The organism is Paenimyroides ceti (assembly GCF_030409925.1).
On sequence record NZ_JAUFQU010000001.1, the window covers coordinates 1173041 to 1190503 of the forward strand.

At 36.5% G+C, this 17463-nt stretch carries 16 protein-coding genes; 9 read left to right on the top strand and 7 right to left on the bottom strand.

Features of this window, described 5'->3' with window-relative positions:
- Window positions 1-205 precede the first annotated feature (205 nt).
- Together QW060_RS05600 and QW060_RS05605 are read left to right on the top strand one after the other, a co-directional pair.
- On the top strand, window positions 206-994 hold the full coding sequence (locus QW060_RS05600) for a DUF3667 domain-containing protein (protein ID WP_290362670.1): 789 nt from the start codon (window positions 206-208) through the stop codon (window positions 992-994).
- 60 nt (window positions 995-1054) lie between these two features.
- Complete coding sequence (locus QW060_RS05605) at window positions 1055-1429, top strand: VOC family protein (RefSeq protein ID WP_290362671.1); 375 nt, start codon at window positions 1055-1057, stop codon at window positions 1427-1429.
- Between the two features lie 53 nt (window positions 1430-1482).
- Here QW060_RS05605 and QW060_RS05610 read toward each other — a convergent pair whose 3' ends face one another.
- From QW060_RS05610 to QW060_RS05630, 5 genes are read right to left on the bottom strand one after another with little or no spacing between them, the layout of a single operon-like run.
- On the bottom strand, window positions 1483-2229 hold the full coding sequence (locus tag QW060_RS05610) for a succinate dehydrogenase/fumarate reductase iron-sulfur subunit (protein WP_290362672.1): 747 nt from the start codon (window positions 2227-2229) through the stop codon (window positions 1483-1485).
- Window positions 2230-2245: 16 nt separating this feature from the next.
- Window positions 2246-4159, bottom strand: coding sequence for a fumarate reductase/succinate dehydrogenase flavoprotein subunit (locus QW060_RS05615; RefSeq protein WP_290362673.1), 1914 nt, complete (start codon window positions 4157-4159; stop codon window positions 2246-2248).
- Window positions 4156-4836, bottom strand: coding sequence for a succinate dehydrogenase cytochrome b subunit (locus QW060_RS05620; RefSeq protein ID WP_290362674.1), 681 nt, complete (start codon window positions 4834-4836; stop codon window positions 4156-4158). The genes QW060_RS05615 and QW060_RS05620 overlap by 4 nt, the downstream gene beginning before the upstream one ends.
- Window positions 4837-4846: 10 nt before the next feature.
- A complete protein-coding gene (locus QW060_RS05625; RefSeq protein WP_290364698.1) occupies window positions 4847-6277 on the bottom strand; it encodes an anion permease in 1431 nt (476 codons plus the stop codon).
- Between the two features lie 16 nt (window positions 6278-6293).
- The gene (locus tag QW060_RS05630; protein ID WP_317623164.1) at window positions 6294-7442 is read right to left on the bottom strand and encodes a porin; all 1149 of its coding nucleotides are present in this window, start codon (window positions 7440-7442) and stop codon (window positions 6294-6296) included.
- Between the two features lie 450 nt (window positions 7443-7892).
- On the opposite strand from QW060_RS05630, the gene QW060_RS05635 reads away from it, so the two are divergent.
- Genes QW060_RS05635 through QW060_RS05645 form a run of 3 tightly spaced genes read left to right on the top strand, consistent with a single transcriptional unit; the run spans window position 7893 to window position 9809 of the window.
- Complete coding sequence (locus QW060_RS05635) at window positions 7893-8519, top strand: SCO family protein (RefSeq protein ID WP_290362675.1); 627 nt, start codon at window positions 7893-7895, stop codon at window positions 8517-8519.
- Window positions 8519-8896, top strand: a complete 378-nt coding sequence (locus QW060_RS05640; protein ID WP_290362676.1) for a hypothetical protein — start codon at window positions 8519-8521, stop codon at window positions 8894-8896. Before QW060_RS05635 ends, QW060_RS05640 begins: the two co-directional genes overlap by 1 nt.
- Window positions 8897-8942: 46 nt before the next feature.
- The gene (locus tag QW060_RS05645) at window positions 8943-9809 is read left to right on the top strand and encodes a helix-turn-helix domain-containing protein (protein WP_290362677.1); all 867 of its coding nucleotides are present in this window, start codon (window positions 8943-8945) and stop codon (window positions 9807-9809) included.
- A 109-nt stretch (window positions 9810-9918) separates the two neighbouring features.
- Here QW060_RS05645 and QW060_RS05650 read toward each other — a convergent pair whose 3' ends face one another.
- Complete coding sequence (locus QW060_RS05650; RefSeq protein ID WP_290362678.1) at window positions 9919-10647, bottom strand: LytR/AlgR family response regulator transcription factor; 729 nt, start codon at window positions 10645-10647, stop codon at window positions 9919-9921.
- Entirely contained in the window at window positions 10644-11723 is a 1080-nt protein-coding gene (locus tag QW060_RS05655; protein ID WP_290362679.1) for a sensor histidine kinase, read from the bottom strand. The genes QW060_RS05650 and QW060_RS05655 overlap by 4 nt, the downstream gene beginning before the upstream one ends.
- A 65-nt stretch (window positions 11724-11788) precedes the next feature.
- On the opposite strand from QW060_RS05655, the gene QW060_RS05660 reads away from it, so the two are divergent.
- The 4 genes from QW060_RS05660 to QW060_RS05675 all read left to right on the top strand — a co-directional run bounded on the left by QW060_RS05660 (window position 11789) and on the right by QW060_RS05675 (window position 17461).
- Window positions 11789-12352, top strand: a complete 564-nt coding sequence (locus tag QW060_RS05660) for a hypothetical protein (RefSeq protein ID WP_290362680.1) — start codon at window positions 11789-11791, stop codon at window positions 12350-12352.
- A 4-nt stretch (window positions 12353-12356) separates the two neighbouring features.
- Window positions 12357-12566, top strand: a complete 210-nt coding sequence (locus QW060_RS05665; RefSeq protein WP_290362681.1) for a hypothetical protein — start codon at window positions 12357-12359, stop codon at window positions 12564-12566.
- A gap of 108 nt (window positions 12567-12674) precedes the next feature.
- Complete coding sequence (locus tag QW060_RS05670) at window positions 12675-13049, top strand: hypothetical protein (RefSeq protein WP_290362682.1); 375 nt, start codon at window positions 12675-12677, stop codon at window positions 13047-13049.
- Between the two features lie 77 nt (window positions 13050-13126).
- Window positions 13127-17461, top strand: coding sequence for a CusA/CzcA family heavy metal efflux RND transporter (locus tag QW060_RS05675; protein ID WP_290362683.1), 4335 nt, complete (start codon window positions 13127-13129; stop codon window positions 17459-17461).
- Window positions 17462-17463: the final 2 nt, after the last annotated feature.

Genomic DNA, 17463 nt, shown 5'->3' on the forward strand with positions numbered 1-17463 from the left:
CAAAGGGATTCGTTTTTTATAATACCGATGCGTTACACAATAAAATAGTTGGTATCATAAGAAATAGTGTTGTGTTTTATTTGTTAAAATAATATATATTATTTGTTGTATTATGAAATATGTTATTTTTATATAGGTAAACTATTGATTGTATTTTTATAAATACATACAAATCATCATTATTATCGTATTTAGCAAATTTTATATGGAAAAAAACTACTGCCTCAACTGTAATGCCCATTTATCCGGGAAGTATTGCTCCAATTGTGGACAAAAGTCAGATACACATCGTATTTCTTTCAAACATTTTATTACGCATGACGTATTGCACGGTACCTTTCATATTGAAAGGGGGATGCTTTATACGGCAAAACAAGCTATTGTACGGCCGGGAAAAGCAGCTTTGGAATATATAGCAGGCAAAAGAGTGGTTTACTATAACGTCTTTTATTTTATTTTGCTATTAATTGGGTTGAATATATTTTTGAAGCACTACTATGACGGATGGGCTGTAAAGCTATACGGACATCAAACCGGACCTGCTATGAATAAGGCAGGGGAGAAGATAGATTACTTTCTCTCTGCTTATAATAAACTCATTATTTTTTCATTTGTTCCGTTGACGGCTTTGAACAGCTATTTGATTTTTAAAAGACGTAAATTAAATTTTAGTGAACATTGTATGGTTTCAGGAATACTGTTGTTAGGCATTCTTATTCTGTTTACTTTAAGAACTCTATTGAGTTATCTGGATTTTTCTCCCTTTTTGGAACCTGTTGGAGAAATTTTCTACTTTGTCATTCCTGTTTTTATGTTGGCATATATCATTTTTGGTTATTATGGTGCTTTTAGAAACGATTATACATTAGGTGGATTTGCCTTGCGGATGTTTGTCTTTTTTATACTGTTTTTCGTAGCGTTCTTATTACTTTTTATGTTTATATTGCTGATGGCCACGAACGGGGAGGGTGGTGAAGTCAAATATGTTCTTTAAGCCGGTCTGTGATGGCAATAGATATTCATAAAATATAAAACAATACAAAAATAGAGGAATATGAAATTAGGCGCTTTTTCAATAAGTTTGAGTGTGAACGATCTTATGGTTTCTAAACAGTTTTACGAAACTCTGGGATTTACTGCATGGGCAGGAAGTGTAGATCAAAATTATCTTATCATGAAAAGTGGAACTACGCTTATTGGTATTTTTCAAAACATGTTTGAAGGAAATCTGCTTACATTTAATCCGGGATGGGATCAGGATGCCCAGCTGGTTGAAGGTTTTGAAGACATAAGAACCATACAAGAGACACTACAGAACAACAATATTGAGTTATTGGCTTCAGTAGCCGAAAATACATCAGGTCCTGCCAGTCTTATGGTAAAAGATCCCGATGGTAACATTATACTTATCGATCAGCATGTAGGGTGATAAAAAAGAGCCGTTTATAAAATAAACGGCTCTTTTATAATCGTATTTTGCTCTTATTTTTTATAAAAATGAGCGCGGTTGTATTCATAATTCATGCGGGCAATGTTGAGTACAGAAATGCCTTGCGGACACTCAACTTCACAGGCTTCTGTATTGGAACAATGACCAAATAGTTCCTGATCCATTTGATAAACCATATCCAAAACTCTTTTCTGACGCTCTTCTTTTCCCTGAGGTAGCAATACCATATGGTTTATTTTTGCTGATGTAAAAAGAGCTGCACTACCATTTTTACAGGTAGCTACACAGGCTCCGCAACCGATACACGCAGCCGAATCGAATGCGGCTTCGGTTACCTGATGGGTTATGGGAATGGTTAATGCTTCCGGAGCCTGTCCGGTATTTACAGATACATAACCTCCTGAAGAAATAATACGGTCAAAAGCTGACCGGTCTATTTTCAGATCTTTTTTAATGGGAAAAGCTTCTGAACGAAAAGGCTCAATAAAAATGACCTCTTCCTCTTTAAAAGAACGCAGATGCAGTTGACAGGTTGTAGTATGTTTAAGCGGACCATGAGCCACTCCATTGATCATCACACCACATTGACCACAAATTCCTTCACGGCAATCATGATCAAATTCTACCGGTCTTTCATCAGTCATGATCAACTGCTCATTAAGTGTATCCAGCATTTCCAGAAAAGACATATTCGGATTGAGATTATCAAGGGTATAATCCACTAATTTACCTTCTGTATTTTTGCTTTCCTGACGCCATATTTTCAGATGTAATTTCATAATTTTATGTTTACTATTATTTATAGCTGCGCACTATAGGTTGCAGCACTTCAAATGACAATGGTTCTTTGTGAAGAACAGGAGTATTGCCCGAATTCCATTCCCATGCAGAAATAAACTGGTAATCAGCATCGTTTCGTTTCGCTTCTCCTTCTTCGGTCTGATATTCTTCCCTGAAATGAGCTCCGCATGATTCATTACGGGTAAGTGCATCATAGCACATGAGTTCGCCTATTTCCAGATAATCAGCAACTCTTCCGGCTTTTTCTATTTCAGTATTCATACTTGCCTCATTCCCGGGAATGTGCACATTCTGATAAAATTCATCCCGTAATTTTCTTATTTCGCTGATGGCAAGTTGTAATCCCTTTTCATTACGTGCCAAGCCACAATGGTCGTATAAAATTTTTCCCAGTGTTTTGTGGTAATAATCAACTGTTTTAGTTCCTTTACAATTACTAAAGCGTGCCAGTTGTTCTCTTACCTGCATTTCTGCTTTTTCAAATTCAGGATGTTCCGTAGATATTTTTCCGGTATGTATGTCTCCTGAAAGATAATTAGCCATAGTATAGGGAGCAATAAAATATCCGTCAACAGATGCTTGTAAAAGAGAATTAGCTCCGAGACGATTGGCTCCGTGATCACCAAAGTTGGCTTCACCTAAAGCAAATAAGCCGGGAATTGTAGTCATCAACTCATAATCTACCCACAGACCGCCCATTGAAAAGTGGGCTGAGGGCGAAATCATCATAGGTACTTTATAAGCGTTGTATCCGGTGATTTTCTCATACATATCAAATAAATTACCATATTTTTCTTTAATTTTTTCTATTCCCTGTTCTTTTATTGCTTTTGAGAAGTCAAGATAAACAGCATTTTTTAAGGGACCAATTCCATAGCCTGCATCAATTCTTTCTTTTGCAGCACGCGAAGAAATATCTCTTGGTGCAAGATTTCCAAAGGCAGGATATCTGCGTTCTAAATAGTAATCTCTTTCCGACTCGGGAATTTCATTAGCAGACCGGGTCTCATTTTTTGTGAGCGGAACCCATATACGACCATCATTTCGCAATGATTCGGACATCAGGGTTAATTTTGATTGATAATCTCCTGATTGCGGTAAAGAAGTCGGATGAATTTGTATCCAGCTTGGACTTGCCATTAAAGCCCCTTTTTTATGAGCGCGCCAGATAGCAGATCCATTGCATCCCATAGCCAGAGTGGAAAGGTAATAGATCTTGCCATAACCTCCTGTCGCCAATACTACCGCATGGGCTCCGTGACGTTCAATAGCCCCTGTATCGAGATTTCTGATGATAACGCCACGGGCTTTACCGTCGATAACGACTACATCGAGCATCTCATGACGCGTAAATAGTTCAACTGTTTTTTTACCAACCTGTCGCATCAGAGCCTGATACGATCCCAGAAGTAATTGCTGTCCTGTCTGACCGCGCGCATAGAAAGTACGGCTGACCTGAACGCCGCCAAAGGAACGGTTGTTTAAATAGCCTCCGTATTCCCTGCCAAACGGTACGCCCTGAGCAACCGCCTGATCAATCAAATTTAGAGAGCATTCTGCCATACGGTATACATTGGCTTCCCTTGCCCGAAAATCACCTCCTTTCAGCGTGTCAGCAAACATACGATAGACACTGTCACCATCATTTTTGTAATTTTTAGCTGCATTAACACCTCCCTGTGCTGCTACAGAATGAGCGCGACGGGGACTGTCCTGAAAGCAAAAAGACTTTACATTATATCCCATTTCTCCCAGTGAAGCAGCAAGTGAACTGCCCGCCAATCCGGTACCAATAACAATAACATCTATTTTTTTACGATTGGCAGGATTGACCAATTTCGCTGTTTTTTTATAGTTTTCCCATTTCTTTTCCAATGGACCTTCAGGGATTTTTGCATTTAAATTCATCTTGTTACAATATAAAGGTTATCCTGTTGTATAAAGTAGATATAGAGGGGCATCATGGCGAACCCGGCGCTGATGATTACGGCATATAAAATACCGGAAATCTTAATCCATCGAACATATTTAGGATGAAAAAGTCCCAATGTACGGGCTGCACTGTGTACACCATGTATGAGATGGTAGCATAAGGCTGCCATGGAAAGTACGTAAAGGAGTACATACCATCCTTCTTTAAAGGTAGTAACTACCAGAATGTATAAATCTTTGTGACCGTCTGCATCGAGTGGAAGAGAACCGAATTTATAGACATACCAAAAGTTTTTAAAGTGGATGACAAGAAAAATTAAAATCAGCGTTCCCAATAATCCCATATTACGGCTGTACCATTTGCTGGCTCTTTTACGACGGTCATGTCTGTACGGTTTTGCTGCTTTTTTGTTTTTAAGGGTAATAAACAAGGCATCTACTGCATGCAATATCAGACAGCTGTAAAGAATATAAGAAACTATTTTGATCAGTATATTACCGGATAAAAAATGTGAATATGCATTGAATTTTGTATGTGCTTCTGCAGCAGGAAGGAATAATTGTAAATTTCCTAAAAAATGAATGATAAGAAAAAAACAAAGAAACAAGCCTGTGAGGCACATTATTAGCTTTCGTGTAAGGGTCGTAAACATAAGCAACAGTTTAATAATATCCGATTATTTTCATCCATAAACCTCCGATACCCATATAGATGAGCAACAGCAGAATACCAATTTCGAAGCCTTTTGTCCACCAAGATTTCAGATCTACGTAGCCGCTACCAAAATATACAGGTGCGGGACCGTGTCCGTAATGGGTAAGCACTCCATAAATAGAACCTATAAAACCAAGCATCATAGCAAGTAACATGCCGGGTATTCCTAAAGAAACTCCTACGCCCAGCATTGCTGCATACATTGCCGCCACATGAGCAGTAGCACTCGCAAAAATATAATGGCTGTAAAAGTAGACCAGAATGATGACCGGAAAAGCAACCATCCAGTTGAGTCCACCAATCTGTACTTTTATCAAATCACTAAACCAGCCTATAAAACCGAGCTCATTTAAAGAGCTTGCCATCATTACCAGTACCGCAAACCATACAATAGTATCCCAGGCTCCTTTTTCAGATTTTATATCTTCCCAGGTGAGTACAGAAGTCAGTAATAAAAGGGTAAGTCCGATAAATGCAGTTGTTGTTGCGTCGATAGACAGAGAACCTCCGAAAATCCATAAGGCTAAAAGGATAAAAAAGGCCAAAAGCATCAGCCATTCTTCTTTTTTTATCGCTCCCATTTCTTTCAGTTTCTGTGCTGCCATTTTTGGTGCATCTCCTGTTTTTTTTAACTCCGGCGGATACAGTCTGTACAATACGAGTGGTACAGTAAAAAAAGCTACCAGACCGGGTACAAATCCTGCTGCTGCCCATGACATCCACGTAATATTAATCCCCAGATCGGCCGCAAATTTCTGACACATAGGGTTACTTGCTGTTCCGGTAAGGAACATGGAAGAAGCAATCAGATTCATATAATAACTGTTAAGCGTCAGATAAGAACCAATTTTTTTATGGGTAGAAATATCTTCAGGCATAGAACCGAAGCTGATGGCCATGGATTTCATAATAGGATAAATAATACCGCCACCGCGTGCTGTATTGCTCGGAATAGCAGGAGCAAGACATACATCTGCAAGACCAAGTCCGTATGCCAGTCCTAAAGAACTCTTACCGAATATTCTTATAAACATAAAAGCAATTCTGTTGCCCAGACCTGTCTTGATAAAACCTCTGGCAATAAAAAAGGAGATCCCAATAAGCCAGATCACTTTGTCACCAAAGCCACTTAGCGATTTAGTAACGGACAGCGCCGCATTACCCGGTGCCAGAACCTGTGTCAGGGCAGTGAAGCCAATAGCAAGCATACACATAGTACCCATAGGTGCTGCTTTGAGAATAATACCCAGAATAGTGGCTGCGAAAATGGCAAATAAATGCCAGGCATTATCTGTTACACCTTGCGGAACCGGTATAAACCAGATGATTAATGCAAAAGCAAAAGTAATTGCCATCTTCTTGATGTTTACTTCTTTCATAATTAGAATTTTTAGTTTATAGTCGGCTCTGAACCTGTAAAATAAACAGGTTACCATTATATTTGTTTGTATTTTCGATCTGATGTTTGTAATAGTCTATCTGCATTCCCATCTGTATTCTGGCACCATAGTTTTTTAAAAATTCCAAACTGATCATAGGAATCAGGGATTGTCTCGGATTGGAATTTTGTCTGAAATCTGTATCGAGATATTCATATCTGCAGGAAAATTCAATTGCTTTGAGGTTTTTATAATCGATTTCATATCGCATATTAGGTAAAAAATATACTCCGCGCATTTGATATTCATTAATATCTGGCAAACGGTCTGTTTCTTCGATTCCAAAATACAGGTTATGATTTACTGCCTGTTTGGCTTCTATCTGAATATCCAGATTCCATTTTGGAGCCAATTCAATATCTGTGGCTAGATCAACTCCCAAAGCATATACGCCTTTTTTAAAAACCTTACCGGCACCTCCGTTGATTCCGATATTCAACCCATATTTCTTTGATACATCAAATACAAGTCTTGTCAGAAATTGTTTGCCATTGTCCTTATCGGATACCTGATTTTTTCCGTTTCCGTTTACTACAGAAACAGCATATTGCATGGGAACTTTTCCAAGAGGCAGAGTACCTCCAACAGATGCACCGATCTGAAAGCTTGTCCATCCATTTTTTCCAAATTCAGTATATTGATTAGACCATTCAAGAGATTTAATAATATCTACAGGATAGGTTTCTTCAATACCAAACCAGGGACGAAATTGTCCTACTGTAATGGCTACTTTTTGATTAAAGGAATATCTGAGATACGCATTTTCCAAAACGCGGGTTTTGGGATCGTTTTTAAAATCGGCAAAATTGGCAAGTGCGACTACTTCAACTCTTCTGCTGATCTGACCTTTTACCTGTACACGCATATATTTTAAAGAAAAGCTGTTATTAGTAGCCGTTTCATCTGTATGATGAACACCCTCAACATCTACATGCTCTTTAAGACTGGCAGTATAGCGTCCCTGAAAGAGTCCCTTAAACTGAAATTTTGGATAGCTTTCCAATATTTCACCCTGAGTACTATCCGGGACCTGTGCATGCATTCCAAAACCCATCAATAAAACAAAGAAATAAGGAAAAGGCTGGCGAAGTAGAGATTTTTTCATATAGAAATATTTACGATATAAACGAATAAACTATTATGCATCAAATAAGCGGTATCAGATTTCATAGAATACTTTACTTACTTATTACTATTTATTGAACCCCATCTCCAATCTGCATTGGTTTGTTTGTTAACGCATCAAAATGAATCACAACATTAAAATAAGGGAATCATTCGCCACCTTTAGTATCAACTTTTTTGTTGATTGTTCAGTAAAAGTAGGAAGTTAAATCTGAATAAAAAAAATAAAAATGTACTATTTTAATATTATTTTAAGTTAATTTATATTATTTTAATATATGAAATAAATGATTTGTTTATTATATGTATAGTTTATCTATAAAATAAATATTGTTAATTTTCTACTTTTAAAACTGCTTTCTTATTGTTTTAAAAAGCATATTTCTAAAAAAATCCGGTATTTTTGTAATCTTATATTTTATAAAATCAGATGCGGAGAATTTTGATTCTTTTTGGAGTATTCATACTGTTTTCATGTCAGAATAAGACAGATCAACTCCCATATTTAGGGAATCATACTGAAGGAGTTGTAAACGGGAAAATGCAGATAAAAAAATACTTTACCATTCCCGATTTTAAATTCAGAAATCAGGATAGTATTGTGATTACGAATAAAACGTTTGAAGATAAAATTTATATCGCTGATTTTATTTTTTTGAGTTGTCCCACAATTTGTCCTGTGATGAATCACGAAATGAAAAGAGTATATGATGTCTTTAAAGATAATGCTTCTGTTGTATTTGTCTCTCATACGGTAGATCCTGAAAACGATCAGATACCGGTTTTGAAAAGCTATGCACAAAACTTGGATGTTGACGGTAATAAATGGCATTTTTTACGCGGTACACAACAGGAAATTTTGCAAATAGCAGAGAAGGGATATTTTACTCAGGCTTATGCAGATGTGTCTGCTCCCGGAGGCTATGCACACAGTGCCGGATTTATTCTCGTAGATAAAAACAGACACATCCGTGGTGTATATGACGGTACAAATTCAAAAGATGTCGATAGATTGATAAAAGATATTGTAATTTTACTTGAAGAAAAATCCGTTTGATGAAAAAAGCATTTGTTTTTCTTTTTCTGCTCTCTTTTCTCTACCAAAGTACTTCCAGTTTTTGGATCATCACTTCATTTTATATCAATCAGGAATATATTGCTAAAAACATCTGTATCAACAGATTTGATGCAATTCCGGTATGTAATGGGAAATGTTACCTGTCTGCGGAGCTAAAAAAAGATCAGGACAAAGAAGGACAGATTCCAACTATAAAAACACCGGAAATACAACCGTTATTTCATCTTACATTTATTTACGAGGCTCCGTATCATTCTTTTATTCCTTTTCCTGAAAAGAGTTATCCGGTATATCAGTCTGAAGCACTGATTTTATATGTTTTATCAGGCGTTTTTCAACCTCCTGAAATTGTTTAACAGGACTATCGTTAAAACAATTTATTAAAACAAAAACAAATAAAAAATGCAAACTGTCACTGTACCTGTTTGCAATATAGACTTATTTGATGATAAAGCCAACCACTTTTGGTTAGGGAGTATAGCGGCCATAACCGAGCGGTATCCTGTGCTGGAACAGCATCATGAAAATCTTTTTTATAGCTTACTTTTTATAGAAAAAGCGGAGGGAACCGTAAACATTGACGGAACCAATTTCATTGCGGATCATGCCCAAATCATCATTATTAAGCCACATTGCATCAATAGTATAAAGCTCCACAAAGGAGCGGTGGGAAAACTCATCTGTTTTACAGAAGATTTTTTTTCCTTGCGTTACAATAATAATGTATTGTATCATTTTTCATTTTTAGAGACTTCGGTACAAAAAAATGTTTTTCTGGATGGGAAACAAATGGCTTACTGGAACACCCTATTGTATCTGATATGGAATGAATTTGAATTACAGAAAAAACAATCTGAAAAAGCGATTCGATCTTATCTCAATATTATATTGATAGAGCTCGACCGTTTACATAAGCCTTCAAAAGTAAGAGGATTTCACACGCCTGCACATGAAAAGGTATTGCATTTTCAGAAATTGACAGAAAAATATTTCAATATGCATAAATTACCTTCAGAGTATGCAAAAATGCTTTTTATCAGTACGAACTATCTGAATAAAATATGTAAAAAAATTACGGGGCAGACAGCAGGTGATCTTATCCGTAAGCAGGTAATTATTGAAGCACAGCGTATGCTGCATTATACAAATGACGCCATAAGTGAAATAGCCGGAAAATTAGGATTTGAACATGTTTCCTATTTTATAACTTTTTTTAAAAAACATACGGGTAAGACACCAGAAGAGTTTCGTAAAGGATCATTGCATTAACTTTTTAAAATGCTTATAAAAAACGTGCAGTAGTATTTTCCATAAAAAGCGGACTTTTAAAAGTCCGCTTTTTAAAATTCCGATAAACCTTTTTTCTATTATGTATGGATTATGATTCTTCAGGCGTCATAAAACCTCCTGAATACTTCTTAAAAAAATCTTTCTTATATACTTCTCCCAACGGAATTTCATGTTCTCCAACATACAGGGTATGATTGTCAAAGGATTCAATAAAATCTATATTAACCACATACGATTTGCTCACGCGAATAAATACCTCTGAAGCAATCTTTTGGTGGGCAGTTTTAAGATTCATAGCGGTGATCAGTTTTTGTGTCTGCGTATAAATCACCACATAATCTTTAAGGCCTTCAATAAACAGGATTTCTTTAAAATATACTTTGTAATAGCGTCGTTCTGATTTAATAAATAAAAAATCTTCTGTACTTCCTTCAAATGTGTTTTTTGGGGAATCTTTGGAAAGTAATCCTTTATAGGCAACAGCTTTAGCGATTGCTTTTTCAAGCCGATGCTTGTCAATCGGTTTTAATAAATAGCCAATAGCATCAAGTTCATAACTTTTCAATGCATATTGTGAATAAGCGGTAGTAAAAATGATCAATGTGTCTTTCGGCAGCTGTTCTGCAAACTCCAGTCCCGTTACTTTCGGCATCTGAATGTCTAAAAAAATCAGATCTACCTGATGGGTTTTTAAAAATTCTGCAGCTGTTACCGCATTCGAAAATTCTCCTGTAATTTTCAGATCAGACACTTCCTTTATAAGGGAACGCATTCCTTCTCTTGCGAGTGGCTCATCATCTACTATAATACAATTCATATCGGAAAATTTAAGTTTACGGTATAGCTGTTTTTCTTTTCTGTCAGGGTTAGATTGTATGCTTCACCATATAATAAATCGAGTCTTCTTCTTACGTTGACTAATCCGAGACCGCTGTTTTTATCATTGGATGTAATGTCTTCAGCACTTTTAGAATTGGTACATACAAAATACAGTATTTTATCTTTAATTTCCAGATCTATTTTTATAAAAGCAACCTGATCACTGATATCTACACTGTGTTTCACGGCATTCTCAATAAAATTAGTGAATAAATTAGGCGGTATAAATACCTTTTTATAATCTTCTGATGCGGTTTGAGTATTGATGGTAAAGATGAAATTATCTCTTCTTATTTTTTCAAGATTAAGAAAATTTGATAAAAAATTTATCTCAGAAATCAATGCTGTTTTTTCTTCATTATTTTCATAAAGCTGGTACCTTAAAAACTCCGATAATTTTAAGATTACCAAAGAGGCTTTATCAGGATTTGCCTTTGTAAGTACATTAACACTATTGAGCATATTGAAAAGAAAATGAGGATTGATCTGGTTTTTCAGTTCATTTAATTCCATACTCAGGGTAAGGTTTTTTAACTCATTAAGGCGTTCATTATCTTTTACCCAGCGTTGAATCAGTTTTAAGGTTGTGGTAACCATAATAAAAGGTGTAAGAAAAATAGTAGCTGAAATAATCACACGGGTCTGGCTGATTTCTATATGTTTTTCAATGATACGGTGCGGTTCAAAATACACAATCATAATCTCTGAAACAAAATAAATTCCGGCTCCAACCATGATCATGAGTAATACTATATATTGGATATACTTGGCTCTAAAGAAAAAAGCAGGTACCAATACATACATATTGATATAGAACATAAAGACAAACAGAACATACGTAATGAGCAAACTGTAAAACTCATACATGCCTGCATATTCCTCCCGTCCTTTAGTATTAAAAAGAATGATCATAAAACCGATAAGCATGATCAGGTGCCTGAAGATACGGTAACGGTCTTCAATCAGCAAATTGACCACCTGTCTGTTCTTTATATCATGTGCATTACAATCCATTTTATTTTATTTATTCTTTACAAAAGTAAACGTTAGAGAAGATAAGTATCTATAAATTATACAAGATGTGCTTTTTTTTATACCAAGTATGTAAAAATAAACTTTCGTATAAAATATATACCGTTTCGTATAATAAAAAAAGAACCATTGCCTCATTGTTCTTCATTTGTATAAAAATAGCAGATATGTATTTAGAGGAATTTCAAAAATGGGCAGATGAAATTGACACATTTTGTCTGCCGGAAAACGAGCATGAAGAAAAAATAATTCAGGTAGTAGATCTACGTCATTTTATAGAATGCTATAAGCCTTCACTTACGATTATCGACTGTCTGAATCATAAGATCAATATTGTGTCTGATCTGGGAGTCAGAAAAGGAATTGTATTTTTTGATTATAAAGAAATAAGCAAAGCAGAAGCTCATTCCTTTTTGTATGAATCCGCTGCACTCGAAGATTTTAAAAAAGAATCAGGTATTGAAGAACTCTGGTTTGTTTTTGTAAAAGAACAAAATGATATTAATGATGAAGAAATCTTCGAATTTACAGCTGCAAAGCAACTGACCGATTTTTATAACAAAATTTTCATCTTTCATTTCTTTCCATCTATTATTCACGAACTAAATTAAAAGTATGATTGAGGTTTTTAAAACGAACATTCAAAATATTAAAGAAGCATATTTTGTTATGTCACAGTTATTGAAACGCTTTCCCGACTATAAAATTAATTTTGATCTCGAAGATTGCGACAATATACTTCGAATCGACGGGACTGTTGTACATCCGCAAATTATTGTTGAGTGTATTACAGCGTTAGGATATGAATGTGCTGAATTGACCTGATTATTTATGTGTTCGGCATAAATATTTTTATCACTTAGGTTTATAGAAAACCATTCGGCCTAACCCTCGATTTTTGTTCTTCTGCAGATTATTAGTACATTTGCTGTGATGAAAAAAATGCTCACCATTTTCTTTTTGATTTCCTATCTGGTATCTACAACCCAGCTTTCACAGGTGTTGCGGTTGCCTATTTTGGTAGAGCATTTTATAGAACATACCGAGAAAGATCATGATTTATCTTTGTGGCATTTTTTAGTATTGCACTATGATCATCATGAACCGGACGGAGATTATGAAACCGATAGAAAGTTACCGTTTATGACTCCGTCAGACATGGCTACTATCGTGGTTTATTTTAATGATCCTTATCACTTTGTAATAAAGAATGAACTCATTCAGGGCAGAGAAATCTTTTTTCACTATGAGCCCAATGTTCAATCTTCGTATTTATCTGCTATCTGGCAGCCGCCAAAATTCTGTTAATTCAATTTAGATACGTTTATTAAAGCTGTTTCCTAAGGGAATGGCTCAGTTATTTATTTGATTAACAGTAAAAATTTATGCTTAATAAAATCATTGAGTTTTCTATAAAGAACAAACTCATCATTGCGCTATTTACTTTTGCGCTTATTCTGCTGGGCGTATATGAAACCACAAAACTTCCTATTGATGCCCAACCCGATATAACCAATAATCAGGTACAGATAATTACTGTAGCTCCATCGTTTGGAGCTGTTGATATAGAACGATTGGTAACTTTTCCGATCGAACAGGCAAACAGTAATATCAGTGGTATTGAAGAAATCCGCAGCTTTTCCAGATTCGGGCTGTCATTAGTAACTATTGTATTCAATGATGAAACCGATATTTACTGGGCCCGTCAGCAGGTTGCCGAACGTTTACAAAAAATTCAGTCAGAAATTCCTCAAAGTATCGGAACTCCTGAACTCGGGCCCATTTCTACCGGATTGGGCGAAATATACCAGTATGTAGTAAGAGCAGAAAAAGGGTACGAAGATCAGTATGATGAAACGGAACTCAGAACCATACAGGATTGGGTAGTACGCAGGCAGTTATTAGGGGTTAAAGGGGTTGCTGATGTAAGCAGTTTTGGAGGCAAACTCAAACAATATGAAATTGCAGTAAACCCACATAAATTGCAATCTTTTAACCTCACCATTAATGATGTCTTTTCTGCTTTGGAAAACAACAACCAAAATACCGGAGGAGCTTATATTGAGAAAGCGGAAACCGTACTTTTTATCCGTAGTGAAGGCTTGATCGGAAACGTTGAGGATATTGAAAATATTTCAGTGACCCACGGTACATCAGGCATTCCGGTATTTCTGAAAGATGTTGCTGAAATCAATATAGGTCATGCAATACGCTATGGAGCCATGACCTATAATGATGAAGGTGAAGTTTCCGGAGCTATTGTAATGATGCTCAAAGGAGCGAATAGCAACGAAGTAATAAAGAATGTTAAAGAACGCATCGAAGTCATACAGAAAACCCTTCCGGAAGGTGTCGTTATTGAGCCTTTTTTAGACAGGACAAAAATGGTAAACAATACAATCGATACCATTAAAACAAACTTGTTGGAAGGTGCCTTGATTGTCGTATTCATTCTTGTTGTTTTTTTGGGCAATTTCAGAGCGGGTTTTCTGGTTGCATCTGTCATTCCTCTATCCATGTTATTTGCCATCATTATGATGAATATTTTTGGAGTAGGAGGCAACCTGATGAGCTTGGGTGCTTTGGATTTCGGTCTTATTGTTGACGGAGCGGTCATCATTGTAGAGGCGGTCATGCATCAACTCTATCATCATAAAAAAATTGGTTTACAAAATGGCATTTCTCAAAAAGAAATGGACGGTCAGGTAGCTTCTTCGGCAACGAAAATGGTCAACAGTGCTGTATTCGGACAAATCATTATTCTTATTGTATATCTGCCGATTTTTACTCTGGAAGGTATCGAAGGTAAAATGTTTAAACCAATGGCACAAACCGTTGCTTTTGCTCTCATCGGAGCTTTTATACTTTCTTTGACTTATATTCCTATGATGAGTGCTTTAGTATTGAGCAAAAAGAAAAAGCAAAAACCCAATCTGTCTGACAAAGCCATGACTGTTGTTGAAAACAAACACCAGAGAGCATTAATCAAAGTATTGCGTTATCCTAAACTGGTAATTGGCCTTGTTATTACACTTTTCGCAGGGGCTGTGATCACCCTGGGCAATCTCGGTGGTGAGTTTATTCCTTCTTTAGAGGAAGGAGATTTCGCGGTAGAAACGAGAATTCTGTCCGGAAGCAATCTGACCACAACAATTGCCTATATGGACCAGGCAGCTCATATACTGAAAACACAATTTCCGGAGGTAGAAAAAGTAGTCACAAAAATAGGAAGCGGTGAAATACCTACAGAGCCAATGCCAATGGATGCTGGAGATATGATCATTGTTTTAAAACCCAAAAAAGAATGGACATCCGCTAAAACATTTCCGGAATTAGCGGAAAAAATGAGTACAGCACTCAAAGTTATTCCTGGGATGACAACAGGTTTTCAGTTTCCGGTGCAGATGCGTTTTAATGAATTGATGACAGGAGCACGTCAGGATGTGGTTGTAAAAATTTTCGGTGAAAACTTAGATACTTTAGCGCATCAGGCTCAAAAATTAGGAGAAATTATCCATACTGTCAAAGGTGCAGAGGATCTTTATATAGAGCCTGTTACAGGAATGCCACAGGTGGTTATTGAGTACAATCGCGAGATGATTGCCCGTTATCGTCTTACAATAAACGATGTAAACCATATCGTAAATATGGCATTTGCAGGGCAGAGTACGGGAAGGGTATTTGAAGAAGAAAAGCGTTTTGATTTGGTGGTACGATTAGACCAGACACAGAGAAAAAATCTTGATGATATCAGAAATCTTCTCATTCCTGTTTCTGATGGTACACAAATACCTCTGTATCAATTGGCAACGGTAGATTTTAAAAATGGTCCTAATCAGATTCAACGGGAAGATGCTAAGAGAAGAATTGTTGTAGGTTTTAATGTCAGAAACCGTGATGTACAGAGTTTGGTAGAAGAACTTCGCCAAAAGGCAGACTTGCAAATGAAGCTGCCTGCGGGCTATTATACGACCTATGGCGGTGCATTTGAAAATCTCAATAAGGCAAAAGACCGGTTGATGATCGCTGTACCCGTTTCTATGGCACTTATCTTTTTACTGCTGTTTTTTGCTTTCCGCTCCGTAAAGCACAGTTTACTGATTTATACCGCCATTCCATTATCTGCTATCGGAGGTGTCTATTTACTTGCTTTAAGAGGTATGCCGTTTAGTATCAGTGCGGGTATAGGGTTTATTGCTCTGTTTGGAGTGGCTGTACTCAATGGTATTGTATTAATATCGGAATTTAACAGACTCAAACAAAACGGAATTAACAATACAACAAGAATTGTTCTTCTCGGAACGAGAATACGTTTGAGACCGGTATTAATGACTGCATTTGTTGCCTCTCTTGGTTTTCTGCCGATGGCGATCAGTACCGGTTCTGGTGCAGAGGTACAAAGACCGCTTGCTACTGTTGTGATTGGTGGACTTTTGCTGGCTACTTTTCTAACGCTATTTGTACTTCCGGTACTCTATATCATCTTTGAGAAAATCCAAAAACCTATGATGAAATTCAAAAAAACAAAAATAACTACAGTCCTTTTTTTATTCATGTTTGCAGCAATGCCTGTTTACTCCCAAAACATTACTCTTGAAGAAGCAATTGATACAGCTCTGAAGAATAATTATGAAGTAAAGGATAAAAATCTGATAGCGCTCTATCACCAAAAACAGCAGCAAACCTATTTAGAACTTCCAGCCATCAATATTACAGGAGAATTCGGACAGGTAAATTATGACGGAACGGATCAAAAAATCGGCGTTTCACAGTCTTTTAGTTTTCCTACAGTTTATTCCAGCCGTAAAAAAGTATTGTACGAATACTGGAATGCCAGTAAACTCTCACAACAGCTTACGGAACGTGAAGTAAAGAAAGTCGTGACAGAAAACTTTTACCACTTACTGGTACTCAGAGAAAGAGAGATTTTGCTGACTAAGAACCACCGGTTATATACTGCATTTGCAGAAAAAGCGTTATTGCGGTTTGAAAAAGGAGCTTCCAATCTTATGGAGAAAGCTTCTGCAGAACTACAGCTGGAAAAAGTTCTGCAGCAATTGCAACAGCTCAGAAAGGAGATTGAAGTATCAGAAATTCATTTACAGTTACTGTTGAATACGGAAGAACGGTATAAGCCGGCTGCTCAGAATCCTGTAATGGATGCTGAATGGATACAGATAGCCCCTTCAACGGCTGATCATCTGACGACACAATGGTTTCAACAGCAGATACAGATTGCAGAAGCAGAACTCAAATGGGAAAAGTCTAAAAAAATGCCTGGTTTATCTTTTGGATATTACAATCAGACTTTTAGAGAATTAAACAACAGCCGTTTTCATTCTTTTGAAGTAGGTATTGCCATCCCTCTTTTTAATAAATCCGTAAATGCTCATATTAATGCGGCAAAAGCAAAAATAGCCTTGGCAGAAAATCAGAAATCGTTTCAGGAAGCACAGTTAGATGCCCAGTATCAGAAAGCCATAGCCGAATATGGTGTACAACTTGATATTTATAAACGGTATGAAAAGATACAGTTACCCAGAGCAACTGTCATCGCAGAGACGAGCCTGAAGCAGTTTGAAACGGGTGAAATCAACTATCTGGAATGGGTATTACTCAATAATCAGGCTATAGAAATACAAAGTGGCTTTATAGATGCCTTAGAAGAACTGAATCAGAGTATTATTACTCTTCAATATTTAACACTAATCGAACAATAATC

What these genes read in the sequence shown, in the direction of transcription:
- QW060_RS05600 (WP_290362670.1), top strand. Translation starts at nt 206, where the DNA reads ATGGAAAAAAACTACTGCCTCAACTGTAATGCCCATTTATCCGGGAAG.
- QW060_RS05605 (WP_290362671.1), top strand. Translation starts at nt 1,055, where the DNA reads ATGAAATTAGGCGCTTTTTCAATAAGTTTGAGTGTGAACGATCTTATG.
- QW060_RS05610 (WP_290362672.1), bottom strand. Translation starts at nt 2,229, where the DNA reads ATGAAATTACATCTGAAAATATGGCGTCAGGAAAGCAAAAATACAGAA.
- QW060_RS05615 (WP_290362673.1), bottom strand. Translation starts at nt 4,159, where the DNA reads ATGAATTTAAATGCAAAAATCCCTGAAGGTCCATTGGAAAAGAAATGG.
- QW060_RS05620 (WP_290362674.1), bottom strand. Translation starts at nt 4,836, where the DNA reads ATGTTTACGACCCTTACACGAAAGCTAATAATGTGCCTCACAGGCTTG.
- QW060_RS05625 (WP_290364698.1), bottom strand. Translation starts at nt 6,277, where the DNA reads ATGAAAGAAGTAAACATCAAGAAGATGGCAATTACTTTTGCTTTTGCA.
- QW060_RS05630 (WP_317623164.1), bottom strand. Translation starts at nt 7,442, where the DNA reads ATGAAAAAATCTCTACTTCGCCAGCCTTTTCCTTATTTCTTTGTTTTA.
- QW060_RS05635 (WP_290362675.1), top strand. Translation starts at nt 7,893, where the DNA reads ATGCGGAGAATTTTGATTCTTTTTGGAGTATTCATACTGTTTTCATGT.
- QW060_RS05640 (WP_290362676.1), top strand. Translation starts at nt 8,519, where the DNA reads ATGAAAAAAGCATTTGTTTTTCTTTTTCTGCTCTCTTTTCTCTACCAA.
- QW060_RS05645 (WP_290362677.1), top strand. Translation starts at nt 8,943, where the DNA reads ATGCAAACTGTCACTGTACCTGTTTGCAATATAGACTTATTTGATGAT.
- QW060_RS05650 (WP_290362678.1), bottom strand. Translation starts at nt 10,647, where the DNA reads ATGAATTGTATTATAGTAGATGATGAGCCACTCGCAAGAGAAGGAATG.
- QW060_RS05655 (WP_290362679.1), bottom strand. Translation starts at nt 11,723, where the DNA reads ATGGATTGTAATGCACATGATATAAAGAACAGACAGGTGGTCAATTTG.
- QW060_RS05660 (WP_290362680.1), top strand. Translation starts at nt 11,789, where the DNA reads ATGTGCTTTTTTTTATACCAAGTATGTAAAAATAAACTTTCGTATAAA.
- QW060_RS05665 (WP_290362681.1), top strand. Translation starts at nt 12,357, where the DNA reads ATGATTGAGGTTTTTAAAACGAACATTCAAAATATTAAAGAAGCATAT.
- QW060_RS05670 (WP_290362682.1), top strand. Translation starts at nt 12,675, where the DNA reads ATGAAAAAAATGCTCACCATTTTCTTTTTGATTTCCTATCTGGTATCT.
- QW060_RS05675 (WP_290362683.1), top strand. Translation starts at nt 13,127, where the DNA reads ATGCTTAATAAAATCATTGAGTTTTCTATAAAGAACAAACTCATCATT.